Genomic DNA, 26,997 nt, shown 5'->3' with positions numbered 1-26,997 from the left:
AAGGTTTTCAAAATCGTAAAAAATTGAATATCTGAATGGTATATTTTCCTATCTTTAAAAATAGATATACAGTAGGGTTCCCGGTGGGTATTGACACTGTAAGAAAATAAGGCCATTTGGTGTATAGGGCTTCGTACCGATTTGGTAAAGTCAAAAACGGTAAACAATAGACTGATTCATTAGCGGTTCCAGCTTGGAATAGGGTTGGAAATGCATAACACGGGTTGAATAGATGAAAATACTTTTTTACAGTCTTGTTCTTTTGATTCCTTTAGGCTTGGACGCACAGATTTTTGAAGTGAGCGCGAATCGCAAGTACCGGGAGGTTTTTGTGGATACCGATAAATTTGGGGTGGAATATCTTGATGTGCTGGAAAATTCACTTTTGAACATGAAGGACAAGACCCTTCGCTTGAAGATTCTGAATGATCTTGGCTACTATTACCATACCCGAAACCTCAAAAAGTCTTTGGCATTTATCAATCAAGGTTTGGAAGAAGCATTGGACTTGGAAAACCTTTATTGGGAAGGGAAATTCCAAGTTTCCCAAGGTGCCGTGTTGCTGCGCATGGAGGAATTGGATTCTGCCGAAGAGGCGCTCAGGAGTGCCATGGGAAAAATTCCCGAGGAAGAAAGTTGGTTGCTTTATACCAACCTGGGTTATGTTTATGAAAGAAGGGGAGACCTGAGCAAAGCCTTTGAAATCGCCGGGGAATCTCTTCAAAGAGCGGAGGAACATCAAGATAGCAAGGGTAGGGCCATGGCGTATTCCGACCTCAGCAATCTGTTTTGGAAGCAGGGGAAATTTGAAAAAGGTTTGGAGTATGGCTTGAAAGCATTGCAATTATTCAAAAAAAGGGGGATAAAAGATCTGGATTATGATTTCACCTTTCACGTAGTGGGAAATAACCTGATCGCTTTGGGCAGATATGATGAAGCATTGGATTATTTTAATGCATCTGTTGAAATCGGGGAAAAATACGGTTTCTACAATAATCTCAGTGATACCTTCATTGCATTGGCTGATTTGTATATGGAATTGAACCAATTTGTCCAAGCGCAACAATCCGCAAATGCAGCATTAAAATACGCCCGCTTACTGGAAAATGATTTTATGATCATGCGCTCATTTTTAGCCCTTGGAAAACTGCAAAATACGCTTGGTGAATTTGACAATGCTTTGGAATATTTGCTTGAATGCATCGAGGTGGCAAAAAGTGATTTTGGAGATAAATTTTACCTTGCCCATGCCTACAAGGCATTGAGCAAATCGTATGAAGGAAAGGGCGATTTGCCTGAATCTTATGAGGCATTTAAAATTTTCCACCATTTACAGGAGGAAGTTTTTAATGCCGAGGCCGGTCAAAGGCTTGCCATGCTTCAGACCGAAATGGATGTGGCGCAAAAAGAAGCCACCATCAACATTCAGCAAGCCAGGCTTGATCAGCAAAAAACTTTGCAGGTATTTATTCTGATTCTGTTCGCGGTCCTGATTTTCTTTTTGGCAGTCCTTTATCGGGTATTTCTACGGAAAAAAACCTACAGTGAATTGCTCGAAAAGCAAAACAAAGAGAAGGAGTTTTTATTGAAAGAAATCCATCACAGGGTTAAAAACAACATGGAAATCATCTCCAGCCTTCTTTCCCTTCAAACAGCACAAATAGAGAACGACAGCCTTCAAAACATCATGATTGAAAGCCAAAATCGGGTCCACAGCATGGGTTTGATCCATCAGAACCTTTATCTGGGAGAAAACATGGCCGCCATTGAAATGAAAAAATACTTTCTGAATCTGGGTCAATATGTGCTGGAAACCTTTGGGGCCAGCGAAAGGATAAAAATCAATTGTGTCATGGATGCACTCGATCTTGACATTGACAGAGCCATTCCGATAGGTTTGATTGTGAATGAACTCTTGACCAATGCGTTGAAATATGCTTTTCCCGAAAACAAAATTGGAGAAATCGACATTAGTATGAAGGAAAGTGGTGGCAGCTTATTGCTAAAAGTAGCAGACAATGGTATCGGTATGCATGTTGATGGCCAAATCAGCGGCACCGGATTTGGAAGTCAGCTGATCGGCTTACTTTGTCGGCAGCTGGAAGGGAAGATGCATTTGATTCAGGAGGGAGGTACCCAGGTGTTTTTTGAATTTCATATCCAACATGCGGCATAATGTATAAAACCAGAATATTAATCGTAGAAGATGACATGATCATCGCCGCAAATATCTCTTTGCAGCTAAGCAAACTTGGATATGAGGTGACCGGAATAGAAACGCGGGGAGAAGAGGCTATTCATCATGCCCTCGAAAACGAACCGGATTTAATCCTGATGGATATTCGGCTCAAGGGAAAATTGGACGGCATCGCCACCGCCAAAGCCATTCATGAAAGGAAAGCCATCCCCTTGATTTACCTCACCGCCAATATTGATGAGGCGACATTCAATGAGGCCAAAAAAACCAATCCCTATGCTTTTATTGGCAAACCTTTTCATATGCTGAATCTGGAAAGAACCATCGCATTGGTGGTGAATCAAATTTCTGAAAAAGCGGGTGCGGAAAACGAGTCAGATGTGGCGGTGAATTTTTTGGAAGACCGTATTTTTATCAGGAACCAGAATAAACTGATCAAGCTGATGTTTGGGGAAATCCTCTATATAGAAGCCGAGCGCAATTATTGTAAAATTGTGACCCCTGAACAGACCTATACGATTGTCAGTGCACTGGGGCACCTCTGCGACAAATTGCCCAAGGACATTTTTCTGAGAGTACACAGGTCATTTTTGGTCAATATTTCCCATTTGGATGCCGTTGCAGATTCCCACCTCGAAATCGGCAAGAAGAGCATCCCCATCGGCAAGGGCTTGAAGGATCAGCTCTTCAAACGCATCCACAAAGTCTGATGGATTTTCCAAAACCTGCATGTTTCAGGGCTGGCGTTACTACTTTCTGCTTGGCTGCTTAATAATCTTGAATTAAAACTTCAGTTGGTGTTTTCAATTTGGAACTCAATTTTCTGATCATATTTAAAGTCAGTTTGCGTTAATTCCTGGCTGCCGGACAGGTTATCGTACTCAGCTTGCGTTCCAATACATCTTATCCAACAAAGTTGAGACTCAAAGTTAAATTTTACAATCAACCGATAATCATTTCCTTTGATGTTGAACACAATCCGATTATCCTTATTTTACCGCTTTTTTAGCGAAACCACGATACCGGGTTGAAAAAAAAAGGGCTAGGCGTGACAGCACTTGGTGAAATTTTAAATCCAGTGCCGGAATAGGTGTAATTCGATTAAGCCTCGTTTATTTTTATCTTTTTAATTTTATCCAATTCTTTAATTATCTGATTTCTTTCTTCTTCTATGTCAACATCATCTTGCAAACCCAGCCAAAATTTAGGAGTTGTGCCAAAATATTTACTTAACCTCAGTGCTGTAACAGCTGTAATTCTTCTCCTTCCTTTTACAATCTCACTGATTCTTGTTTGGGGAATATTGATGTCTTTTGATAGTCTATCTGCTGAAATTTCAAATTGTTTTAAAATTCCTCATTTAAAACTTCTCCCGGTTGTATGTTGCTTAATTTTTCCATAAATCAATAATCAATGATATCCATAATCTTTACTTCAGAAGCATTCCCATCAGACCATTTGAAGACAATTCTCCATTGATCCGAATGCTATAAAACCCTTTTAGATCATCTGATAACTTTTCCAGTCTATTTGATGGAGGAATTCGTAAATCAGCAATATTTTGGGAGTTATCAAGCATCCTAAGCTTTCTTCTTCCTGTTTCCTGAATATCTAATGGCCATTTAGGAATCCGTTCACCTATCCAGACTTTTTCAGTTTCTTTTGAACCAAAACCTGCAATTATTATGTGTTACGTTAGTAACGTTAAACGTAAGTAAAAAAGGTTTCTAATAGGAGGGATTTTTTGAGATAAAAACATTCATTATAACAACTTTCTATTGAACTTATTTCGTCCAAAATTCATCAGATATTTGGGGCGAAAAAATTATTTACCAACCTTTTCATAAAAACTTTTCTTTCCTGTTTTTAAGAAGTCAAAAAAGTTGATTCCTTAACACCTGCAAGTCTGAAGTGACTTGATCCCAATCCATGATGGATGCTGAATGAATGCGCAGCAGGTATTCCTGTCTTTTTGAAGAGAAGACACCTTTTTAGGATCTGGCAAACCTCAAAAGTTGTTCAAAATCACCCTTATCAGCTGCTCTGACTGCTTGTAGATAGTTAGAACGGGCCTTTCCCTCGTGTACTAAATCATCTGTTCCCCAACTGAATAATGGCATTTTATAAACCTTACCAATAATTACATCTGCCATCAATCTACTCTGTCTACCATTTCCATTGGCAAAGCAATGTATACTTACAATTCTGTGTTTAAATCTTAAAGCTGTCTCATCAGCGGTAAATGTTTTATTTTGAATCCAGTAGTATGTATCATCACAAAGGTTTTTCAGTGCCGTGGGAATTTGCCATTTATCTATACCCAAATTTTTCCCGGTCTTTCTGAATTTTCCAGCCCATGCCCAAACGTCTCCATACATCCGTTGATGTAAATTACATATAAACTTTTCGGTTAAAATCGTTTTTGCTGTTAAGGGTCTACTCAAAACCCATTGCATGGCTTCTTCAATATTGTGTTGTTCAAATTCGTCCAACTCTTCACGGCTAGCTATTGTAGGGATCAGGAGAGCTTCTTTTTCATCCTCATCTAATGGCGTTTGTCCATTGATGTATACCAAGTCTAATCCCATAAAGCTTTGGGAAGTTCTCTTTTAATAATGATTATCCGTTCTTCAATCGCTTTTTTAAGTTGTTGTTTCGTGTTTTCCTGATCTTCAAGTTTCATGGTGTTTGAAGTTCGGGAAACTATTTTTTCAGCTAAAGAACGGGCTTTTATATCAAGGTAATTTTCCAAAGACCCATCCTTTGGAACAAAGCCATAGACAAGCTCCATATCTAAAGCCCTTGCAGTTTCTCTTAATGATCTAAGTGTTATTGAGCCTTCTTTTTCTCTCATCTCAATTTCCTGAACACTTTGTTTTGTCATTTTCAATTTATTGGCCAGCTGCTGCAAGGACATCCCAAAAGCCAGTCGGATGGCTCTAATCCATCCGGTAGGAGGGTTCGGCAATTCCTGGGCATGAGAAAATCGCTTTACCTTTGATTCAAGTTGATCGAGTTGAATTTTCTTTTTATCCATAATGTCAGCCTTTAACCTGATTAAATATCCATAAAAGTAAGGCTAATGCCTGACAAATAAAAATTATAATCAGGCAATAACCTGACGATCACAAAAACTGCAAAGACCCCAAAAAATTATCAGAGCATTCATACGATGCACACGCATTCGGCAAATCCGAATTCCCACAGAGCAAAGGATATCCCATCACCGATATTAAAGGAACTCAATAACCACCACCCGCTTCGGTTTTTCCAGAAACGGCTACCCTCGGGAATATTTATCTTTGGCTTTTTCAGCCCGTATCCCAAAGGATTTGCCCCTGACCAATCTTTGATGGATGCTGCGTGAATGCACAGCAGGCATTCCTGTAATTTGGACCTGGTGTTGCAAATCCCCAAACTCAAGAACATAGGTGATCTGTATTTCTTTAATAGTATTGCTTTCTTGGGTTTTTTATTCTGATTATGGGGCAATGGTCTACCTAGTGGTGTTTTTTCTTAAGTTGTTGGGATTTATTTGTATTTCTCCACCGATTGCTCTTAAAACTTTCATAATTGTCTCAAATTGGGGTTTAGCGCCATCAGATAAAGCTTTATATAAACTGGGCCTGCTTAAGCCGGTTTCTTGAGCAATCTTTGTCATTCCAATTGATTTTGCAATATGTCCGATTGCTACAATGACATCGGAATCATTCCCTTCTGCCAAAACAGTGTTCAGGTATTCGGCTATCATTTCGTTATTGTCTAAATAGTCTGCGATATCAAATTTTGAAATTTCCATTGCTCTTATTTAAGTTAGAACCCTTAAACCCTTTGGTTTTCTGGGTCATTTGTCAAATCCGTCTGTTTTATAGGATTGTATTTTACTATTCTATTTTCTCTGAAAATCTGATTGCGATTGATGCCGCTATGATAAAATTGTTCTCTGACAGGGTGTTTTTAGTTTCAAAAACTTTGTCCTTGCTGTTTAAGCAACGCCCTTCCAATCTACAAACGATATTTGTTGTCGGTGAGTAATCAAAATTTAATGAAAGTCCACTTGTTTTAAATCCATTTGGTGTGTTTGTAGGATTGATGATTCCTGATTCGTCATGGTAATATTCTGCTCTTATGGCTGTGTTCCAATTTTTATTTATCGTGTATCGTCCTATTATTACTGGACTCAACCAAAGGTCATAAACTGAACTCCCTTGTATTCTCTGCTGTGTTCCGATGTCGAATCCTGTGATTAAGCCAAACTTTTCTGTCAATTGAAATTGCCCGTAAAAATTATTGAAGTAACGCATTCTCCTTGTCGTATCGGGGTCGTCTGTTCCAATGAAAGTACTCCAATTAAATGTGACTTTTTCTGTAGGACTAAAATTTATTTGAGTTCCAAATGAGGGCAATGAATTTCCTTGTAGCCGTTGGATGCGTTGCCATCCGTTCACGATTAATCCTGCAAATTCCCATTTGCTGCCTGGGTGATAAGTTAATTTTGCTCCTGACAAAAAATAAGGTGAGTTTTCAGCCAACATAGACCGTGTCAAGGTCCAATTGTCGGCAGAAATAGCACTTTCAAAGCCAATATGGGACGCAAAAACACCTGCATCCAACCAAAGATTATTTTTCCTGTTAAGCGACAAACCAACATTCGCTTCGAAAATGTTTTTGAGTAGTCCAGGTTCTTCTGAATAGTTGTCATTGGCATAAGTGCCTGTTTGTAAGGCTAAATTTGCCCGGTATTTTGTGTGTTCCAAACCAACTTTCACAATACCTAAGTTCAGGTTAAACTCGTTGTGTCGGTTGTGATTAAATAGAAATGCTTGTCTTTCTGCACCTTGTGGTTGGTTGAAATCATACACATAAAAAACGTCCAAAAAGGCCGAAATATTCAAAGCTGGCTTTTGTTGCCAAATACTGTCATTTTGAGCCGAAACAATATTGCTCAAACAGGAAAAAAGCAGCATCAAATATATTCTTACTTGCATTGATGAATTGGGTTTGAACAATTACCCTTATGAGCCATAAAACCATAGGATGAATTTCCGTCCAAGTCTTCTTTGTAGATGAGGTATTCGCAACCTTCATAGACAATTACAGATACTTTATTTTCAGGGATTTTTTTTATTTCATGCTCGATAGAACTTTTTTCAGAATTTTCAATCTGTGTTTTATCGCCCTGCAAATTACAGGATGCTGAAATTATTAAAACCAATATTGTGGATGCAAATTTTTTCATCATCTTAATTTTTGTTTCAGGAAGATTTGTAAATCCTTGTTTGAACCATAAAGAACTAAAATGTCGTTTGGTTCAAGTATGGTATCCGCTGATGCGACACCTTGAATCTGTGTTTCGGTTTTGGATTTACCGATAACACTCTTTACTTCTACTTTCTTAATGATAGTCAGTACCAATAAATTAAAATCCTTACGAAAACCCACTCCACGAACTGTTTTACCCACGTAATCAGCAGGTACTTTTGCTTCAATAATACTGAAATCAGCATTTAATTCAAAAGAATCCACGACGTTACTAAGGCATAATTTTTTTGCCCATCGCTCAGCTGTTTCTTCTTCGGGGTGTACAATTTCATCCACTCCGATCGCCTGTAAAATCTTTTCGTGCAATGGATTGATGGCTCGACTTATCAAACGTTTGACCTGAAAATTTTTCAACAGTGCTGTTGTCATAATATTTGCGCCTTGGTCTTCGCCAATGGCAACGAGCACAATGTCAGTTTCTTTTAATGGAAGCCCTGAAACAGTAAACTCGTCTGTTGCATCCATACAAATCGTATGAGAAATTTTTTCTTTATAAGCATCCACTTTTGCCATGCTGTTATCAATTCCGATGACTTCATTCCCTAGTTCAGTGAGTTTCTGAGCAAGTGAAGCCCCAAAATTCCCAAGGCCGAATATGATATATTTCATCTTTTACTATTTTTAATTTATTGTGATTTCTTCTTTTGGGTAGCTGTAGTTTTTATACTTTGCTCTCTTGAATACCGCTATCACCAATGAAAGCATACTGATACGTCCAACAAACATGACAACTATAATGATAAATTTACTGACGCTGCTCAAGTCACCTGTAATGCCTAAACTTAAACCTACTGTACTGTATGCCGAAATACACTCAAAAGCGATTTCCTTTAATTGTTTTTCGGGGTCAAAAAAGGAAATAAACAGTATGGCAAAACAGATGACAACCAATGACAAAGAGATAATGGCAAATGCTCTCCGAACAGAAATATCAGCTATTTCCCGTCTGTAAATTTCAGTTCTTGATTTTCCTTTTGCCAAACTCAAAACATTCAATATCGCAATGGCAAAAGTACTTGTTTTTATGCCACCTCCCGTGGATTGGGGCGAAGCACCAATCCACATCAAAAGAAATACCATCATCACAGTGGGTAGGGCCATCGCCGCGGTGTCTATGGTGTTAAAACCAGCTGTTCTTGGTGTGGTTGCTCCAAAGAGTGCCGTTACTACTTTCCCAAATGCATTGTGTTCGGCTAAGGTATTGTTGTATTCGAGAAGGTAAAAAATGACAAAAGCCACCAATGAAATGGAAAGCGTGGTAACCAATGTAATTCGACTGTTTAAGTTCAATACCCAAGGTCTGTATTTACTTCTTTTGGATGAAAATAAAGTAATGATTTTGTATTTTAAATATTTAAGAATGTTCACCACTATTGGAAAACCCAGACCGCCAAGTACAAATGTGAGAATAATAACCAATTGAAGGTAATAATTGAATCTAAAGCCTGTCTCGTACAAACTGTTGGTTAATGTTGAAAATCCTGCATTGCAAAATGCCGAAATAGAATGAAATGCAGAGAAAAATAGTTGTTCCGACTGAGAACCAAAGTTGCTGGAATCTATGCTCGTGTATATTAAAAATCCTGCAAACAGTTCTATACCAAATGTAATGAGAATGATGTATTTTAAAGTCGAAAATACTTCTCCCAATTTCTTTGCGCTGGTCATATCGCTTAAGGCCAATTGGTTTTCATAAGTAGTGCCGCCTTTAAAGAAATAGCTGAAATAACTCGCAAAAGTCAAAATCCCCAAACCCCCCACTTGTATTAAGATCATGATGATTGTTTGACCAAACAATGTAAAATGTGTGCCTGTATCCACCACCACCAATCCAGTAACACAAACTGCACTGGTTGAAGTGAATAAAGCATCTAAATAGGAAATTCCGTCATAAGTAGCATTCGGTAAAATCAATATAAATGAACCAATAATAATGATGACTAAAAAACTCAGTATGAAAAGTTGTGCCGGATTGAGAACAGTCCTTTTGAAGTTTATTTTGATTTCCGAAGACTCTCGAATGAAAGTAAGCAGAACAGCAATTTTGACCCAAATGGGATTTTCGAGAAGTAAATCGGTTTCAAAGGGTACACCTATAAAGAGATACATGTAAAATACCCATAGCGTAAATGCTATGGATATAAGGTCAAAAACAAAAACTTTCCTTTCTAATAATTTGGCATTTTGAATATATCGGGCAGCTGTTGCTAGGATGCCAACTCCAAGCACCACAAAGTAAAAGCTATCCAATAGTCGTTGAGAAAGGGCATTTTGATAAAACCCGAAGTCCGAAATAATGGCAATCAGTCCTGTCAGGCTAATCCAAAATGCAATTCTATAAAACAATTTTAAGTCTAAATTCATTTATTGTTTTGTTTCCTTTTCTGTCGGATTCTGTTCAAAGTGTCGGTTTCCTAAGCTTCAGACAACTTTTTTCCTCCCCCCAATTCTCCCGCTATTGGAGCATCTTGTGACCAATACCGCTGCAGCAAGCGGATATCTTTGGCTTATCCAAATCTAATTGTTTTTTTGAGAGGCTAGTCCTTACTTTAAAAAATTCTTTGCTCAATTCCTTGGGTAGTGATACTCCTTTCTGTAATCTCTCCTTTCATCCAAAATCCACCTTAACCCCCCTCCACAATCCCAATCTCCTCTTCCGTCAACCCATAAAGCGCATAAACCAATTGATCTATTTGTTTCTCAATCTCGCTTGTGTCGGCAGAAGAGTCCTGTTTTTTGATGGAAAGAATTTCATTCACTAATTCTTCAATTTCTTGCTCTTGTTTTTCTGAGGGTTCTTTAATTGGCAACAATTCGATTTTGTATTTTTTCCATCTATTTGTTCCCATTCCTGTGGTAGTACCTATAAGATTGAAATACCATTCTGAAACCCTTGAATTAAGGATGGCCAATAGAAATTTAAGTTTCTCCCCAGTCATTAAAAAAGTTGTGGCTTCTGCATAGAACTTGGAATCATCATAGGCAAACTTCGGCTTGTCGGAAATTTCACCCCAAATTATTTTCGGTTTTTCAAAGTCTTTCCAATATGATATTGAATCCTGAGTTTCAAACCATTTATTATTTGTTTTCTTTCGACTCCCAATTTCGCCACTTTGTTCTAATCTTTTTTTCCCAACTTTTAAAAAATAATCATTTATATCTGGATAATCATAGATATTAATTTTCAGACTTGGGAACGTGCAAATTGCCCATTGTTTAGAAAAATCATGCGCATATCTTTTTAGATCTCTACCTCTTACAATTGGTTTTAGGACTTCAGAGTTTTTGGCATCAAGATCAATCAATTCATTTTTCTTCTCTTCGTTGATAATAAAGGCTTCATTGAACCCTGTTTTTATTCCAAAATTGATTTTAACATCGTAATCTTTTAATAGCTTGGTCTCCGTTTCAATTTTTATTTTCAATTCGCCTGCTACCTGTTCTCCTATAAACCATTCAGATGTTTCAGGTACGACAAAATCAAAGTGATTCTTTTTAAAATATTCTGCTAAAGAACTTCCTAAATGATAATCATTAGATAAGTTGACCACTAGGATGGAATCCGTCAGTTTCCTTTTCTGTAAGATCATGATATTGGATTCTACTGTAGCTTCATCAAATATCTGGACGTCTTCAATATTCATTAAAGCGATGGGCTGCAGATATTTCAGCAAATGTTCTTTTAACAATGTCCCATATATAGCACGTAGCCAAGAATTAGAAGTGATATAGGTCAAAAAGCCTTCTTTTCTGAGTATTCGTCCACCCAATTCATAGAATAAACAATAGATGTCGGTACCCTTTGAATAGGTTTCAAAACCTGCTCTTGCAAAATAGTCTGCCTGATCTTTTAATTTAGACATTGAAAAATAAGGCGGATTCCCGATCACCACATCAAAACCCACAAAATCCCCCTCGTCATTCAGCACCTCCGGAAATTCAAAGCGCCATTCAAAGGCATTTTCAAAGATCTTATTGCCTTTGATTTCTTCGATTTCGGTTTCCAGTTGGTTGAGGTTGGCTTCCAGTTTGGCGGCTTTGGCCAGGCGTTCTTTTTTCAGTTTGGGACTTTCTTCAAAGAGGCCCTGCTGCATGGTGAGGTTGTAGAGTTCTCCGGCCAGTTGGGCCTTGCGCTTGATCTTGGGGTCGTTCTTGGCGATTTCACTCCGAAAATCCGATTTGATATCGGCAATCAGCCGCTCCATTTCTCTTTTTTCTTCCTTGGTTTTGGCATTGCGGTAGGTCGCCACCGCGATGCGATAGCTGTCTATGGACCATTTGCTCTTTTTCAAGGCCTGCTTCAGGTCGGCATCTATGGCAAAGCGGCTGACCAGCGAGTTGCCGCATTTGATATTGATGTCTATGTTGGGCAGGGTTTCGAGCTCCCGGGAAAAACCTTGAAGGTCTTCGTCCTGCTGCTTGTAATATGCACTCTTCAGCAGTTCTATCCAAAGCCTGAGCCGGCAGATTTTGACCGAATTGGGATTGATATCCACCCCAAATAGACAGCTTTCGATCAGGATTTGCTTTTCGTGGAACAGCGTTTCCTGGATGCGTTGGCTCTCCTTGGATTTGGGATTGTATTGGTACAATATCCCTTCTTCGTCTGTGACGATAAGCTCGTCATTGACGACTTCTACCGTATAGCTGCTCAAGGGTTCGTAATGGGCATCCACCAGGACTTTCAGCTCGCTTTTGATGGCGAGCAGTTCGTTCAGTACCGAAACCAAGAAATGTCCCGAGCCCACGGCCGGGTCGATGATCTTCAGGCTGTTGATGATTTGATTGGCCGATTTTCTGACTTCCTTTCTGTTTCCTGCTTTTATTTCTTCTTGGATGTCCTCTTTGAGTTCTTCAAAGGATTTGCAATTCCAGCCTTTGGCCTCGTTGAATTTCTGTACCACTGCCTTCCGGATGGTTTCACCGGACATGTACATGGTGACAAATCCGGGTGTAAAGATGGACCCCTCCTTGTAGCCATTGATTTTTTCGAAGATCAATCCTAGCACGGAGGCATTGATCAAGGTCTTGTTGTCTTCCTGAATATCCTCTCCACCTTCTGCCCCAAAATCATAGGCCTCCAGGAATCGGAACAGATACTCCAAAGTTGGCATTTCGCCGCTGAGCTTTTTGCCCTTGTCATCTTTGAGGACGGTCTGCGAAAAAATCGGGATTTTCTTGTCGTCTCTCAGATTGCTGATAAACAAAGTGGAATGCTCTATTTCCGTAGGTTCAAAAAGCGAGGAATTGAGATAGGGGACTTTGTCGAACGCTTTTTTTACATCTTCGTTTCGTTCTGGGTACCTGCGTGCCAGAACCTGAAAAAACAAACCATTGAGGTCGTCATAGCTTTTGATTTTATCAAGATTCAGGAATGCATAAGCCGTATCGCCACGGTGATAGGTGAGGAGCTGGGCTTCCAGCAATTTCAAGAACAGGATCCTATTGATCCAGGTGATGGTCAGCTCCAGGGCAACAGTGAATAGCCGTTCCTGTTGGGTGTTTCCAAACTGGCTGGGGCGCTCCAGACGGCTGATCTTGTCCATGCTGTCCAGCTGAATGATGGCATCTTCCAGGATACTGCCCGTATTCCGCTCGCCTTCTTTGTTTCGGTTGATCAGTTTTTTGCCGCCTTCCTTGGTTTCGGTCAGCCCGATGATGTGGAGAAACTCACTGTAAAACCTTTTGTCGAGGCTGTTGCTGTCGTTGGTGAAGGGGAGCTTTAGGAGGTGCTCGGGAGACAGCAATTTGAAAAGGGCAATTAGTATGTTGTCATCCGCTTTGTCGGCGTTCCGCAGCGGTTTTTGGTAATCCTGAAGGTTGAAGTAGGTAAATTCAATTTCGGGTTCGAGCGCCGCAATAAACGGTTCGGCGATCTGTCTGTAGAAAAAGTCTGTTTTGGTATCCGCCAAGCGTCCCCCTTCAAAATCCTGGAATTGCTTGACCAGGTTTTTGTTTTGGGCAAACAAGCGGTCAAAGGTGGTGGCATCAAAGATAAACCATTCATTGATATTGGTGATGACCAGTTGCCTGACCTCAAGATTCTTGTGTGTGATCCGCTCGCGGAGATAGTACAGGACCAGTTCCTGAAAGGCTTTGGTGTTCAGCTTTTCGGCGCCATTGGACACCTGAGGCATTTCGGTTTTGTTGGTCGGCTTTTTGGCTTCGATGATCACGGCCACCGGGCTGCTGGACTTGTCCCCGTTGTGGATGACCAGGTCATTTCGCCCTTTGGTATTGATGTAGTGGTTGGGCTCGTAATAGGTTTTCTTCAGAAAGTCAATGACCAGGTTTTTATGGAACTCCTCCGATTCGGTGTCATTGGTCCTGTCGAGCAGCTGGATCAGGTTGGTCTTAAACCGCTCAATGTCTGTCCTGTTCGGTTTAACTTTTAAAAATGCCTTGTTGAGCGCCTTCCTCGGTTTCAGTCTGTTGATTTTCATTTACACGGTAAATTTCTTTTCGGTGGCATAAGATAGTTTTTTTCTGGGGCTTATTAGTTCTGGATGTTGAAAAAATAGCGATTGCCCATAGAATTTTTACATGCCCGCGCTGGGTGTAGTTTTTACTACATCCAAATATTGGTGAATGCCCAATGAAATGCTTCACGCAATAAGCCATTTCCAATGGCAAAAGGAAAAACGAATCCGGTTACAGCTGAATGTTTTTGCTACTCGAATTGCAAATTCGAGGGATAGGAAGGCGTAGTGGCATACTACGCCTAGCGCCTGACATTACGCCTAGCGCCCTGGGTGTAGTTTTTACTACACCCAAATATTGTTGAATTCCCAATGGAATGCCTCACGCAATAAGCCATTTCCAATGGCTAAAGCAAAAACGAATACCGGTTTCAATCGAATGTTGTCATTACTCGAATTACATATTCGAAGGATAGGAAGGCGTAGTGGCATACTACGCCTAGCGCAGTTTTTTGCTGCTGGTGTGGATTTTTTTCTTCTTTTTCCGGGTTTAGCCCAAAAAAAAAGCATTCACTTGACAATCCAAGACCATTGGATTGTCAAGTGAATGCAAATGGCTTCTGGTGGAAAGGGTAGTTTCAAAAGCAAAATTTTCCCATGGATGATTTTCAGTGGTTTTCCTTTTTTTCAATAATTTTTATGGAATTAATTTATCTGCACGGAGATCTTCAAAAAGCTCAATAAAGGAATCCAGGGTAGGTTTGTAGGTTGTAAATCCCAGTTTCCTACTCAAGGACATATCTGTCATAATCTCTATCGGTCGGCTCAAATCCAAATCGGTATGCCAGGCAGAGGCCAGCTTTAAAAGGTTATTTTCTTTCAAATTGTATTTCGAAGCGATATCATTCCATACTTCTTCGTCCCCTGCCATTTGCTGCTCCAGGGATTTGATCTCTCCTGTATACCCTTGTATTTCTAAGCCGAAATAATTTGCGATTTGTTCCCACATCCATTTCCATCTAAAAATATCTCCATTGGTGATATTAAAAGCTTTATTTTGAGCAGCCTGCGTCGTAGAAGCCCAGATCAACTGATCTGCCAAAACATTGGCATCTGTCATATCTGAAATGCCTTCCCACTGTGCTTCAGATCCAGGCCAGGTAAAAGCTTGTCCTTTTTCCTTACAGATGCTTGCTTAAACTGCCAAGGTAGTGCCCTTATTCATCAAGTTGCCTACGGCTTTGCCAATGACTGTGTGAGGGCGATGGATACTCCAAGTAAATCCGTCTCTTGCAGCAGCTGCGTAGACCTCATCTTCCTGTGCATAATAAAAATTAGGCGTGTCCAGACGGGGATGATCTTCCCTAAACGGCGTCAGTGGAGATGCTCCTTTGGCATAATCATCAAAAGGTCCCAAATAATGTTTAAGTCCGGTCACCAAAGCGACATGTCTGATGGATTTATGAGGTGAAAGGGTATTCAAAAGATTCTTGACCATGCTGCTGTTTACTTTTATGTTTTCCGCTTCGGTAGCATGGCGCATCCAGGTAGATAGGTATACATGGCTGGGTTTTACCTCTGCCAAAGCTTTTTGCAGGTCTGCTTCATCCAGCAAGTTTGCTGCTACAGGAATTAGGGACTCAATGCTTATATTCGGGTTTCTGGATAACCCATAAGTTTTCCATCCTTTCTTGATCAGTGAATCGGCTACACTACTTCCTGTGATTCCGGTTACCCCAACTACCAATGCTATTTTATCTTCCATCTTTTTTATCTGCAAATTTCAGAAATTTTTCAGGGTTCTAAAAGGACATAGATCACGCCATGCATGTGCGCTAAGTCACACTATATGGATAAGCGGCTAAGGGTTTCACGGCTGATACCCAAATAAGAGGCGATCAACTTTTTTGGAAGCCTGTTGACCAGATCAGGATAAAGTTCTTTAAATAGTCGGTAGCGATCTTCAGAATTTTGGCTCATAAGTGATAAAATCCTTTTTTGCAGGGCGATGTACCCTGCAGTGGTTTTTTTCAAGAAAAAATACTCCATTTTTTGGCATTCGACACAAAGCTTTTCCCTGTTGTCTATAGAGATGGCCAGTGCTTGGGTATTCTCCAGACAATCAATATTTAAAGTAGCGTCTAACCGATTATGATAGGCCTGAGGGTCAGAAATCCACCAATCCTCCATGGCAAATTGAATGATGTGTTCTTTCCCATCTTCATCAGTAAAAGATGATTTCAAGAGCCCCTTTGACACAAAATGATCATAAGGTGCGGAAGAGCCAGCTTGCACCACATATTGATGTTTTTTATAATTTTTGGCTTCAAAGTGGCGCAGTACTAAATCATATTCATTGTCTGTCAATATGACTATGGCTTCAATTTGTTTCCTCAAGGCATCTTTTATTCCCATTCCAGCTCTTTTCTGTTTTTAAAAATTAAACCCATGTTCTGCCAGAGCAATTCAACTCCACCCTATAATTACTTAATTGTCATTCAGTTGTTTGTTGTTTTTTCCCTCACACTATTTGTTACTACACTTTAGTTCACCAAATAGTCTGATTTTCTTGCAGTTTCAAACCATAAGGAAACCGAATGGATATTTCGGGTCAAATGAATAAGGGGATTACAAAAACTTCTTGCGGGATGCTTACCAATGCAATCTAGCAAATATAAAGTAAGGGTATTCTAATCGACTTTTTATTAGATTTTATTCAATTTCCAGTGGTCATGATCAGTCTGATCATGCCTTTTGCAAATAAAGGGGAATTAAAGGCTACCCACGCTGGGTGTAGTTTCAACTACTCCTAATGTTGGTGAATCCATACTGGAATGCTGCAAGTCGATGCTTGTTGGGAGCGCTTACTTTTTTCCGACGCTGATTTTGCTTCGGATAAAATCAAGGTCTGATGTTGGCGCGTTTTTGGAAATGGCGACGGTGATCTGGGTATTGCCCAGGAGGGTGTCTTTCAAAATGTAATCCGGATGGACGATTGTCCTGTTTTTGGGATTCTCCAGCACATAGTAATCGTATGTAGGTTGGTCGGCGATGGCATAAAACAGGATATTCCTAAAAATTGGTTTTGCGGGGTTCAGGTTTCTGAACTGCTTTTGATTGACCGCAAATTCAAAATCCCCAAAAGTCAGGGAATGGAAATTGGCTTCCGGATTGGAAACCGACACATAATTGTCCTCGGAACCAATTTTCGTTTCTTCGGCAATCTTGCTGAAAGGGGAGCAGCCAATGGCAAATATGGAGCAGACAAAGAGGAGGTATTTCATGGTTCACATTTTTAATTGCGGCTGCCAATGTAAATCCGCTGTTCGGGATTTGCAATCCCGAACCCAGATATTACAGGATTTGTAATCCTGGTAATCGTCCTATTTCCTGAAGGTCTCCGAAAACTGAATGGCCATGGATGCGGCGATGATCAGGTTATGATGTGTTGGGTCTGTTTTGGTTTCAAAGATCTTGTCCTTGCTCTTCAGCCATCGTCCTTCCAGTCTGCAAACCAGGTTTGGGGCAGGGGAGTAGTCTAGAGTGATGGAAAGACCAGTGGTCCGGAAACCGTTCGCAGTTTCAGTTGGAATCATAATGCCCGTTTCGTCCTGGTAGTATTCGGCCCGGATCGCGGTTTTCCAGGTGTTGTTGAGGGCGTATTGTCCTATGAAGACAGGGCTGAGCCAAAAATCAGTAGCTGTACTTCCCTTTGATCTTTGTTGGGTCCCGATGTCAAGGCCTGTGACAAAACCCAATTTTTCCGTGGGTTGAAATTGTCCATAAAAGTTACTGAAGTAACGCATGCGCCTGTTGGCATCTGGATCGTCTGTACCGATAAATGTGCTCCAGTTTAGGGTTGTTTTTTCGGTTGGGCTGAAGTTCACTTGGGTTCCAAATGCCGGGAGGGAATTTCCCTCTAAGCGTTGAATGCGTTGCCAACCGTTGACCATCAGTCCCGCGAATTCCCATTTCTGGTTGGGCGTGTAGGTCAATTTTGCGCCTGTCAAAAAATAGGGTGAATTCTCCGCCATCAAGGAACGTGTCAGGGTCATATTGTCCATGGAAATGGCACTTTCAAAGCCGATATGGGAAGGCAAAACTCCGGTATCCAACCACAGGTTGTTTTTCTTGTTGAGTGAAATGCCGATGTTGGCTTCAAAAATATTTTTCAACAGTCCGGGTTCTGCTGCATAATTGTCATTGGCATAGGTGCCTGTCTGCAAGGCAAAATTGGCTCTGTATTTCGTGTGGGCCAAGGCCAATTTCACCAAGCCCAAATTCAAATTGAATTCATTGTGTCGGTTATGGTTGAACAAAAACGGCTGCCTTTCCATGCCCTGGGGCTCGTTAAGATCATAGAGATAAAACACGTCAGTAAAACCGAAAATGCTTATTTCTGGTTTCTGTTGCCAAACGCTGTCGACCTGCGCGGATAGGCTGAAACTCATCAAGCTCAACAGCAATATTCCTTTAAAAAGCTTCATCCATTTTAGTTTTAACCGCCATGCTCTTCGGGATTTCGCTGTCCGCGTTGTTCGGGATTTGCAATCTTTAACCAAAGGTAATTCAGGATTTGCAATCCTGCTCTGAAACGAACAAACAATTTAAGATTTGTAATCCCTCGGACCAGATCATTCTTTAAAGGGGTCTGAAACGGAATGAAAATCAGGCTATTTGGAGAATAATGGGTTTTAGTTATTGGTGGGCAAATTCTGGTTGGTTTGGACCTGGGAATGCATCATGATGATCAGGGTAAGCCGCTTGACAAGGGTCTGGAATGCAATTCGATGACAAGAAAATACCTTTGTCGATATTTTCGGCTAATCTTAAAAGGCTGCTTTTTAATCTTATTCTTTGGTAAAAAATAAATTTTAAAATATTAATTTAATAATAGTTTTTAAATGAAAAACTATATATTATATTTATTATAATTTTAATATGTAAATAAATAATTCTTTAATTAATTTTATTTTTGTCTTGTTTCAAATTTTTCCTAAGCGTATTTCAATAGTATAAAAGGACTGTACAAATTTTTTTTGGTCCTGAAATCATCAAAGAATGGATTTTACGAACATCAATTCCAACATCTTTTTTGGTAACCCAGGTCAAAGCACAAGACTACCCATGTTAGGTTTTTGAAGGCTATTTCATCTTGAAAATGCTTCATGATCAGATAGTGGTTAAGGGTTTTGATTTACCAGAGTACTGAAACAAAAGAAAACAAAAAAGTGGAGACCAGAGCCCACTTTAAAAAACGGGGTGATACTGAAAAACCTTACGAGTAGGAAAAAAATAAGCAAATTCCACATGAAAAATCTATTAAAACTGTTTGTTGTGGTTATGGGATTCACAATGGCTACGGAGTCTTATGCGCAATCATTTGTGGTCAAAGGCGGATTGAACTTGTCAAAATTTCTTGCAAAAGATGATGAGGGCACCTACAGTGATGATTTTAAGATGAATCCGGGTTTCCTTTTTGGGGTAACATCGGAATTCCCAATATCCGAGGTGTTTTCATTTGAAACCGGCTTACTTCTCTCCAGTAAAGGAGTGAAAATAAGTGAAGAAGAATCGATTTTTGAGGAAATGGTTGAGTTTGATTCGAGAGTGAATCTTCTTTATCTTGATATTCCGCTGCTTGCCAAGGCCACGGCTGACCTGGGGTCAGCAAAAATTTATGGTGCTTTCGGGCCCTATATTGGAATGGGTTTAAGCGGGAAAATCAAATCTGAATTCACCAGCATGGGCGAAACTGAAAAAACCGAAGAAGATGTTAAATGGGGTTCGGGTGAAGATGATGACTTTAGAAGGCTTGATTATGGTTTGTCTTTTGGGGCAGGGGTAGAAATAAATGCGATTCAAATTGGATTGTCTTATGGTTTGGGTCTGGCAAATATTTCGCCGAGTTCTGAAGGTGGTGCCAAAGTGAACAACAGGGTACTTGGGATATCTTTGGGTTACCGATTTGGAGGAAATTAATACGAGCCTTCCTTGGGTGTAGTTTATACTACACCCAGCTGTTTGAGATTTATAATCTCGAACCACAGATAAACCAGGATTTGCAATCCTACACAGAAACGAGCCCGCGATTCGGATTCTCCCAGTCCAAGTATCCGCACTGGGTGTAGTTTATACTACACCCTAATATTGGTGAATTCCCAGTGGAAAGTCACACGCAATATGCCATTTCCAATGGCAAAAAGAATAAACGAATCAGCCTCCAACCGAATGTTCTTGCTACTCGAATTGCAAATTCGAGGGATAGGAAGGCGTAGTGGCATACTACGCCTAGCGCCATAGGTTAAGTTTTTACTACCCCCAGATATTGGTGAATTCCCAATGGAAAGCCACACGCAATATGCCATTTCCAATGGCAAAAAGAATAAACGAATCCAGCTTCAACCGAATGTTCTTGCTACTCGAATTGCAAATTCGAAGGATAGGAAGGCGTAGTGGAATACTACGCCTAGCGCCCTCCGTGTAGTTTATACCGCACTGGGTGTAGTTTATACTACACCCTAATATTGGTGAATTCCCAATGGAAAGCCACACGCAATATGCCATTTCCAATGGCAAAAAGAATAAACGAATCCGGCTTCAACTGAATGTTTTGGTTACTCGAATTACAAATTCGAAGGATAGGAAGGCGTAGTGGAATACTACGCCTAGCGCCTGAAATTGCGCCGAACACGCTAGGTGTAGTTTCAGATCCTATAAAAAGATAAAATAATCTGTCACGTATTTAAAAATGATGAAGAATTTAAGTTAAATTCGTGACAATATTTTTTTATAACAAACAACTATGGAACTCAAACATATAATCGGGCAAAATCTATATTCCTTTAGGGAAAGCGGAGGTTATTCCCAACTTCAGGTAGCAGAGTTTTTAGGAGTGGACCGTTCCTTAATCGCGCATTATGAAGCGGGGAGGCGTGAAGTTTCTTTTGTACACCTGAAGAAAATTTCTGATCTTTTCAATATTGAGGTTGAGGATTTAATGGAAATGGATGGGTATAAAAATACTGTAAATCATGCCTTTGCATTTAGAAATGAAGGATTGGATACGGTTGGTCTGCAGGCCATCGCCAAATTTCAAAAGGTTGTAAAAAATTATCTAAAAATGAAAAAGATGGCAAGTGAAGAAGGATGATTTGCTTCGGTTGGAGCTTAAGGAAAAAGCCTCGGGCTTCAGGCAAAAATTTGGATATGCAGAAACGGATCCCATTTACTTAAAAAGCTTCCTGTTGAAAAACAATGTCATCACTGTTTTTTCTGATTTGGGGGAGGGATTGTCTGGTATGGCTTTGAAAGTGCAGGAAGATCGGTTTATGCTGGTTAATCATGGACAATCTTTGGGAAGGCAGCACTTTACGATTGCCCACGAGTTGTACCACCTTTTTGTACAGGAAAACTTCGTTTCCCGGAAATGTGTGACAGGATTGTTTTCCAATCAAAAGGATTTAGAGGAAAAAAAAGCGGATTTGTTTGCCGCCAATTTATTGTTGCCGGAAACAGGCATGTTAAATTTAATTCCCATTGCCGAACGATCAGGTAAAATAAGTGAACAAACAATTTTCAAAATCCAGCAATATTATTCAGTATCTGTCAAGGCCGTCATCTTTAGATTGTTTGCAATGGGTCTGGTGGATAAATCTTATTTTGATGCGTTTAGCGGAGGATTGAGTTCCAGGGCTAATCGCCTTGGATATGATGGGAGACTTTTTTTTAAGGGAAATGAAAATCTAGTGGTAGGCGATTATGCGGTTTTGGCCAATCAGTTGTACGGGGAAAGGAAAATGTCTGAATCCCTCTACTTTGAATTTTTAAACTCGGTCAATATCGACCCTTTGCAGACTGCTGATAATGGGGAAGAATAAGGTATTGCAACCAAAAATATTATTGGATGCCGATGTGCTTATCCATTTATTTAAGGCGGAAAGGATATCCTTATTAAAGGAACTGTATGAGGGAAGGGTTTTTATGTTGGACATTGTTTTAGATGAACTCCGTAATAATAGGACAATCCAAGCAAATCTTGATGCCATATTTTTGTTTTCAGGAATAAATGAAATTCAATTTCCGACTACCTCCAATCCGCAGCTTTTTCAAGAATTTATGGCTTTAAAGCGAAGGATAACCGGGGATGGAGAGCGTGCCAGTTTGATCTATTGTAAATATCATTCTGATATTATTGCCAGCAGCAATACTAAAGATCTAAAGCCATTTTGTGTGGAACATGACATGGCTTACCTGACTACCTTGGATATTTTATGTGTGGCAGTGGCTCGAGGAATTCTAAATGATTTGGAGGCTGATGCATGTGTCAAGCGGATAACAAAGGGAGGAGGAAGCTACTTGTGTTGCTCTTCTGTTAGTGAACATCGGAAGCGTCACTTTGAAACCGTTAAGATTGGTTTTTAGTGATCCTGCTTAGCCGGGTATTATAAAAATTTTGATTTTCATTATTGGCAAGATGGCACTACGCTTATCCTTCAATTCGTCTGATTTACCAACTGTTTGAGATTTATAATCTCGAACCACAGATAAACCAGGATTTGCAATCCTACACAGAAACGAGCCCGCGATTCGGATTCTCCCAGTCCAAGTATCCGCCTTGCACTGAAATAAAAAACCCTTCCGAATGCTCGGAAGGGTTTTTTGCTTATATATCGGCAGTGATTTTCCTTTTGATGATTTGGTTGTAAGCCCCATCCCAAAGTTCAATCCGTTTTTCCAGGGATTGGATCGTCACTTGTTCGGCTTCTTTCCAGCGATTTTCATCCGTTCCGCAGAGGTTGGAGGTCATCTCCAAGGCAAGGTGGCTATGGTGGTCTCCGTCAACTTCAATGTGTCTTTCGAGGTAATATTTGAAGGTCGAAATGCTGTCGGGAAAATTCTTGTGGATGTCATTGACCAGTGCTATAAACATACCGGGGATAAGGTCCTCGCGTCCAAAAGTGAAAATTGCAGCTTGCAGATGGTCCTTGTTGCTTCTAATAATGTCGAAGGTGAAATCCACAAAGTTTCGGGCAGCTTGGGGGGTATTTGAGGCCAGATATGCCGTCTGGAAATCGCCGGATTTTTTCAATGCCGCAATGAATTGATCAATGGGCTGGGTGTCTGCCCCGCATTGATTCATGGCGTCGAGGTACAGTTCAAAATGACTTTTCCTGATCCCATTGGCGTCAACATCCGACTCTTCCCCCACGACAATTTCGTTGATAAGGTGTCGGGTATCTGCCGAGCCTCTGGGAAACCAGGGGACGGTCGTGCAGGTCAGGTTGTTTTGAAGGGTTTTGAGCAATGACATAAAGTCCCATACCGCATAAATGTGGTATTGCATGAAAATCTTCAAGTCGTCGACGTCTTGGATGATGGAATAAACTTTGTGGTTGGTGATTTCCTCCTGTAATGGCGCGATGGTCCTTCTTATTTTCTCTATTTGTGCATTCATTGTTTTTGGATTTTTGTCTGCTGATTTTTGGGCTTTGCCATGAAAACCGACAGGCATGGATGAGTTGAAATCTACTCCTTTTTAAACCCCATTGAAAGTCGAAATGTTCAGGGGAAACCTTGTTAAACCCGTTTTATGCATTACAAACGCCATTCAATACTGTAATTGTTTGATAATTAGTCAATTGTTGACTTTTAAGGATTTCAACATATCGGTGTCAGGAATTAGTCTCCTAATTTTCTGATTTTCTTTCGGTTTCAAAATCCTAAGAAAGCCTAATGCATATTCCATCTAACTTAATCAAGTTAGATGTTTTACGTTACTTTTCCGCTGTCTTAGAATTCGGGTTCAAACCCAATAAATAGAAGAAAGAAGAATGACCAAAAAATGCAAGATCCATATTTGCAGTGGGATGCACTTTCCCGCGTCAGGTTGTAGCGCCTTCTGGGGAGGCTGAAAAAAGAATGCCGGGATATTATTTCTAGTTGTAGCTCCTGTATTCACTCGGGCTCAATCCTGTTTTCGCCTTGAAGAGTTTGCTAAAATGGTTGGGGTATTCAAAACCCAATGCATAGGCGATGCCACTGATGCTGTCTTTGGATTGTAGAAGCAAACCTTTGGCTTTATTGACAAGGTGAAGGTCAATATGTTCTTTGGTGCTTTTGCCGGTCTCGGCCTTCAGGACATCGCTCAAATAATACGGGGACAGGTTGAGCGCTTCACCGCACTGTCCAACACTCGGGATGCCTTTAGTAGTCAATTCGTTTTGAAAATAGGCATTTAAATACTGTTCAAATTCCACCAAAACCCCCTTGTTGAGATTTCTGCGGGTGATAAATTGTCGGTCATAAAATCGTTGACAATACTTCAGCAGGGATTCCAAATTGATGGACATGATGTCATCCGTGTGCTTGTCGATGTTTTGGTGGTATTCCTTTTCTATTTTGTGTACGATTTCGGTGATGGAAGTTTTCTCCCCATCGGATAGATGTAGGGCTTCATTGGCTTCATAATTAAAAAATTGATAGTGCTGAATGGCTTGACTCAATCCCGAGCTGTGGATAAAATCCTGATGCACCAGAATGGTCCACTCATTTTTTGATTGGGAAAATTCGGTTTCACTGAATGAAAAAACCTGGTTGGGGGCCATAAATACCAAAGAACCTTCCTGGAAATCGTATTTGTTTCTCCCGTATTTCAATACCGCCTCCTGACTGCCTTTTAAGGAGATCAAATACATCTCTAAGCTGATTCGCTGATCTTTATAGTTGAAATCCATCACCAAATCAGAATGTCTCACCACAGAAATCAAGGGGTGTTTCGGTTTTGGCAAACCAAAAAGGTCATGCAAATCGGTGATGGTTTTGATGGCGAGGATGTTCTTTTCCATGCTCTAAAATTAGTCAATTGGGGTCAATATCCGTAAAGCTTCCAAATAGGTTTTGAGCCGGTGGTGGAGAAAGGAATCAATAATGAATGCCGCCAAAAAAAATCCCGCAAAACCCAAGCTCATTCCTTGCCAAAGATCACTTTTTAGGACAAAGTACAAGATGGCTGAGAAGAAAAACGAAACAACCCAAATCACTTTGAGCCTGCTGTAGATCAGGTCGTCTTTTTGGGCTTTATCAAGTTCGGTTTTCAGGGCAACTTTTGGGTTGCTGTGCATTTCTTGCGCTACTTTTTCTATGTGTTTGGGTCTCATGGACATTTGAAACCCTCCGTATCCGAGCAAAAAAAACATGAGCAAGGCAAAGGGCCATGCCATACCCTTATAAAATGATTCTTGGAGATCCGTAAAATACAAGAAGGTGAAAATCATAAGAATGGCGAAGCCAAACATGATTCTTCCTTGCAGGACTTCGCCCTTTACCCACTGTGTGGTCGCTGTGATTGGATGCATGGTTTCCGTTATTTAATCTGACTTAAAATTATTTTATCAAAAAGAGTATCGCCCAAATAAGTTCTCATCCAAACCAGGGGTTTTGCGAGTTTGCCTACTCGATAACGCGTTTTTGGTTGGCGTGCATTGACGATCTTGACGAGGGTATCAGAAATCACCGACGAAGGGGAAGCGCCATTGGGTTTGCTGTAGGTATTCTTGGTGGCTTCCGCTACGGCCATGGCAAATTTCTTGTAGGGCCCATTTCCCGATACTTTTAGCATGGGTTCATAGAGGACCTCGCCAAAAGCCGTGGCGATAACTCCAGGTTCAAGGATCACTACATGGATATTAAATTGTTTCAATTCCAACCGCAGGCAATCGCTCCATCCTTCCAGTGCGTGCTTGGTTGCATGATACCAAGCCCCAAGCGGCGTGTACATTTTGCCTCCCATGGAGGAAGTATTGATGATGGTTCCTGATTTGGCTTCCCTCATATAGGGGATAACCTGCTGTGTCAGGGCGGCCAAACCAAAAAGATTCACATCAAACTGCCTACGGGCCTCTTCGATGGAGATTTCCTCTACCGAGCCAAAGAGCCCAAACCCGGCATTGTTCCAAAGGATATCTATTTTATTGCTTTTGTCGATGATGGTTTTTACTGCATTTTCAATATCTGCTTTTTTCGAGACATCCATTTGAATGGGAAAACCACCCATTTGCGCCAGATCATTCATGCTGTCCAGCCTTCTTGCTGCGGTATACACGGTATGACCTTGTTTGATCAATGCCTTTGCCGCTTATTTGCACATGCCTGAGGAGGCACCGGTTATTAAAATCACTTTGCCCATTGTTGTCTTGTTTAACCCGTTTTATACATCAAGAACTCAATTCAATATTGTAATGAAATGATGTTCAATTATTTGCTGATTGTTTTTGACTTCAGCCTATTGTTGTCAGGAATTAGTCTCCCAATAGGCCGATTTTCTTGCAGTTTCAATCCCATTTGGAAAATGAATGCATATTTAGTGTTTAACCCGTTTTATAGATTTCCATTTTAACTCCATCCTGAAATTGCCTGATGATCCGCCAATTGTTTGCTATTTCTGAATCAACTTTTCAGTGCTCAGCCCCATTCTCCAAATCGCTTGCTTTTCTTGCAGTTCCAACCCCAATGACGAAGCTGAATGGATATTTCCAATTTGAAAATTCAGATGACAACACAAATGTAGCGTGGGGCTGATCCCTGGGCGGATACGAATTGCGGAAGCTTGGATAGATTTTGCTTTTTTTGGACTTGGTTCTTCAAAGGGGAATTTTGAAGGGTTTGGCATTTGGGAGGCGTAGTGGGATACTACGTCTCGGGCACCGGGTGTAGTTTTTACTACACCAAAATATTGGTGAATTCCCAATGGGATACCCCACGCAATAAGCCATTTCCAATGGCAAAAAGAATAAACGAATCCGGCTTTAACCGAATGTCCTTGAAACTCGAATTGTAAATTCGAAGGATAGGAAGGCGTAGTGGAATACTACGCCTGGCGCCTGACATTACGCCCAGCACACTGGGTGTAGTTTTTACTACACCAAAATATTGGTGAATTCCCAATGGGATACCCCACGCAATAAGCCATTTCCAATGGCAAAAAGAATAAACGAATCCGGCTTCAACGGAATGTCCTTGTTACTCGAATTGCAAATTCGAAGGATAGGAAGGAGTAGT

At 40.5% G+C, this 26,997-nt stretch carries 23 protein-coding genes and 3 pseudogenes; 6 read left to right on the top strand and 20 right to left on the bottom strand.

Features of this window, described 5'->3' with window-relative positions; translation table 11 throughout:
• Positions 1-232 precede the first annotated feature (232 nt).
• Entirely contained in the window at positions 233-2,176 is a 1,944-nt protein-coding gene (locus Q7J63_RS13360; RefSeq protein ID WP_304886823.1) for a tetratricopeptide repeat protein, read from the top strand.
• Positions 2,176-2,907 carry a response regulator gene (locus tag Q7J63_RS13355; RefSeq protein WP_304886821.1) on the top strand — a complete coding sequence of 244 codons (732 nt, stop codon included), beginning with the start codon at positions 2,176-2,178 and terminating at the stop codon, positions 2,905-2,907. The genes Q7J63_RS13360 and Q7J63_RS13355 overlap by 1 nt, the downstream gene beginning before the upstream one ends.
• 146 nt (positions 2,908-3,053) lie before the next feature.
• On the opposite strand, the pseudogene Q7J63_RS13350 reads toward Q7J63_RS13355, so the two are convergent.
• The 16 genes and pseudogenes from Q7J63_RS13350 to Q7J63_RS13275 form a co-directional block, all read right to left on the bottom strand.
• Positions 3,054-3,188: pseudogene (locus Q7J63_RS13350) on the bottom strand (type II toxin-antitoxin system HigB family toxin); the annotation flags it as partial.
• A gap of 110 nt (positions 3,189-3,298) precedes the next feature.
• Positions 3,299-3,597: pseudogene (locus Q7J63_RS13345) on the bottom strand (HigA family addiction module antitoxin).
• Between the two features lie 3 nt (positions 3,598-3,600).
• A pseudogene (locus Q7J63_RS13340) lies at positions 3,601-3,881 on the bottom strand (type II toxin-antitoxin system RelE/ParE family toxin).
• 307 nt (positions 3,882-4,188) lie between these two features.
• Positions 4,189-4,785 carry a mobile mystery protein B gene (locus Q7J63_RS13335; protein WP_304886819.1) on the bottom strand — a complete coding sequence of 199 codons (597 nt, stop codon included), beginning with the start codon at positions 4,783-4,785 and terminating at the stop codon, positions 4,189-4,191.
• On the bottom strand, positions 4,776-5,234 hold the full coding sequence (locus Q7J63_RS13330; RefSeq protein WP_304886817.1) for a mobile mystery protein A: 459 nt from the start codon (positions 5,232-5,234) through the stop codon (positions 4,776-4,778). The genes Q7J63_RS13335 and Q7J63_RS13330 overlap by 10 nt, the downstream gene beginning before the upstream one ends.
• A 459-nt stretch (positions 5,235-5,693) precedes the next feature.
• Positions 5,694-5,996: an addiction module antidote protein gene (locus tag Q7J63_RS13325; protein ID WP_304886815.1), complete on the bottom strand. Its 303-nt coding sequence runs from the start codon at positions 5,994-5,996 to the stop codon at positions 5,694-5,696.
• An 85-nt stretch (positions 5,997-6,081) separates the two neighbouring features.
• On the bottom strand, positions 6,082-7,146 hold the full coding sequence (locus tag Q7J63_RS13320; protein ID WP_304886813.1) for a porin: 1,065 nt from the start codon (positions 7,144-7,146) through the stop codon (positions 6,082-6,084).
• 29 nt (positions 7,147-7,175) lie between these two features.
• Entirely contained in the window at positions 7,176-7,439 is a 264-nt protein-coding gene (locus Q7J63_RS13315) for a hypothetical protein (RefSeq protein ID WP_304886811.1), read from the bottom strand.
• Entirely contained in the window at positions 7,436-8,128 is a 693-nt protein-coding gene (locus tag Q7J63_RS13310) for a TrkA family potassium uptake protein (protein WP_019598560.1), read from the bottom strand. The genes Q7J63_RS13315 and Q7J63_RS13310 overlap by 4 nt, the downstream gene beginning before the upstream one ends.
• Before the next feature lie 12 nt (positions 8,129-8,140).
• Complete coding sequence (locus Q7J63_RS13305; protein ID WP_304886809.1) at positions 8,141-9,883, bottom strand: TrkH family potassium uptake protein; 1,743 nt, start codon at positions 9,881-9,883, stop codon at positions 8,141-8,143.
• A 260-nt stretch (positions 9,884-10,143) separates the two neighbouring features.
• Positions 10,144-13,962: a TaqI-like C-terminal specificity domain-containing protein gene (locus Q7J63_RS13300; protein ID WP_304886808.1), complete on the bottom strand. Its 3,819-nt coding sequence runs from the start codon at positions 13,960-13,962 to the stop codon at positions 10,144-10,146.
• A gap of 673 nt (positions 13,963-14,635) precedes the next feature.
• Positions 14,636-15,058: a hypothetical protein gene (locus Q7J63_RS13295; RefSeq protein ID WP_304886807.1), complete on the bottom strand. Its 423-nt coding sequence runs from the start codon at positions 15,056-15,058 to the stop codon at positions 14,636-14,638.
• Positions 15,059-15,133: 75 nt separating this feature from the next.
• Positions 15,134-15,703, bottom strand: coding sequence for an NAD-dependent epimerase/dehydratase family protein (locus tag Q7J63_RS13290; protein ID WP_304886806.1), 570 nt, complete (start codon positions 15,701-15,703; stop codon positions 15,134-15,136).
• Positions 15,704-15,783: 80 nt separating this feature from the next.
• Positions 15,784-16,353 carry a Crp/Fnr family transcriptional regulator gene (locus tag Q7J63_RS13285; protein WP_304886805.1) on the bottom strand — a complete coding sequence of 190 codons (570 nt, stop codon included), beginning with the start codon at positions 16,351-16,353 and terminating at the stop codon, positions 15,784-15,786.
• Positions 16,354-16,802: 449 nt separating this feature from the next.
• Positions 16,803-17,222: a hypothetical protein gene (locus tag Q7J63_RS13280; RefSeq protein WP_304886804.1), complete on the bottom strand. Its 420-nt coding sequence runs from the start codon at positions 17,220-17,222 to the stop codon at positions 16,803-16,805.
• A 99-nt stretch (positions 17,223-17,321) separates the two neighbouring features.
• Positions 17,322-18,425, bottom strand: a complete 1,104-nt coding sequence (locus Q7J63_RS13275; RefSeq protein ID WP_304886803.1) for a porin — start codon at positions 18,423-18,425, stop codon at positions 17,322-17,324.
• Positions 18,426-19,248: 823 nt separating this feature from the next.
• Between Q7J63_RS13275 and Q7J63_RS13270 the strand changes: the two genes are divergently transcribed.
• The 4 genes from Q7J63_RS13270 (at position 19,249) to Q7J63_RS13255 (ending at position 22,362) form a co-directional block, all read left to right on the top strand.
• The gene (locus Q7J63_RS13270; protein ID WP_022582266.1) at positions 19,249-19,920 is read left to right on the top strand and encodes a porin family protein; all 672 of its coding nucleotides are present in this window, start codon (positions 19,249-19,251) and stop codon (positions 19,918-19,920) included.
• 823 nt (positions 19,921-20,743) lie between these two features.
• Complete coding sequence (locus Q7J63_RS13265) at positions 20,744-21,091, top strand: helix-turn-helix domain-containing protein (protein ID WP_304886800.1); 348 nt, start codon at positions 20,744-20,746, stop codon at positions 21,089-21,091.
• Positions 21,078-21,818 (top strand): ImmA/IrrE family metallo-endopeptidase, encoded by a 741-nt coding sequence (locus Q7J63_RS13260; protein WP_304886798.1) that lies wholly within the window; start codon positions 21,078-21,080, stop codon positions 21,816-21,818. The genes Q7J63_RS13265 and Q7J63_RS13260 overlap by 14 nt, the downstream gene beginning before the upstream one ends.
• A 22-nt stretch (positions 21,819-21,840) precedes the next feature.
• Positions 21,841-22,362 (top strand): hypothetical protein, encoded by a 522-nt coding sequence (locus Q7J63_RS13255; RefSeq protein ID WP_304886796.1) that lies wholly within the window; start codon positions 21,841-21,843, stop codon positions 22,360-22,362.
• Between the two features lie 241 nt (positions 22,363-22,603).
• Here the strand turns inward: Q7J63_RS13255 and Q7J63_RS13250 are convergent, their stop codons facing one another.
• The 4 genes from Q7J63_RS13250 to Q7J63_RS13235 all read right to left on the bottom strand — a co-directional run bounded on the left by Q7J63_RS13250 (position 22,604) and on the right by Q7J63_RS13235 (position 26,062).
• Positions 22,604-23,395 carry a DUF3050 domain-containing protein gene (locus Q7J63_RS13250; RefSeq protein WP_304886794.1) on the bottom strand — a complete coding sequence of 264 codons (792 nt, stop codon included), beginning with the start codon at positions 23,393-23,395 and terminating at the stop codon, positions 22,604-22,606.
• A 481-nt stretch (positions 23,396-23,876) separates the two neighbouring features.
• Positions 23,877-24,785, bottom strand: a complete 909-nt coding sequence (locus tag Q7J63_RS13245; RefSeq protein WP_304886792.1) for an AraC family transcriptional regulator — start codon at positions 24,783-24,785, stop codon at positions 23,877-23,879.
• Between the two features lie 9 nt (positions 24,786-24,794).
• A complete protein-coding gene (locus Q7J63_RS13240) occupies positions 24,795-25,295 on the bottom strand; it encodes a hypothetical protein (RefSeq protein ID WP_304886790.1) in 501 nt (166 codons plus the stop codon).
• An 8-nt stretch (positions 25,296-25,303) separates the two neighbouring features.
• Complete coding sequence (locus Q7J63_RS13235) at positions 25,304-26,062, bottom strand: oxidoreductase (RefSeq protein ID WP_304886788.1); 759 nt, start codon at positions 26,060-26,062, stop codon at positions 25,304-25,306.
• Positions 26,063-26,997 lie beyond the last annotated feature (935 nt).

Source organism: Rhodonellum sp. (assembly GCF_030656585.1).
In the GTDB taxonomy this organism is placed as follows: Bacteria; Bacteroidota; Bacteroidia; order Cytophagales; family Cyclobacteriaceae; genus Rhodonellum; species Rhodonellum psychrophilum.
The sequence above is the reverse complement of the archived record's forward strand: the minus strand, read 5'-3'. Positions and strand labels throughout refer to the sequence as shown.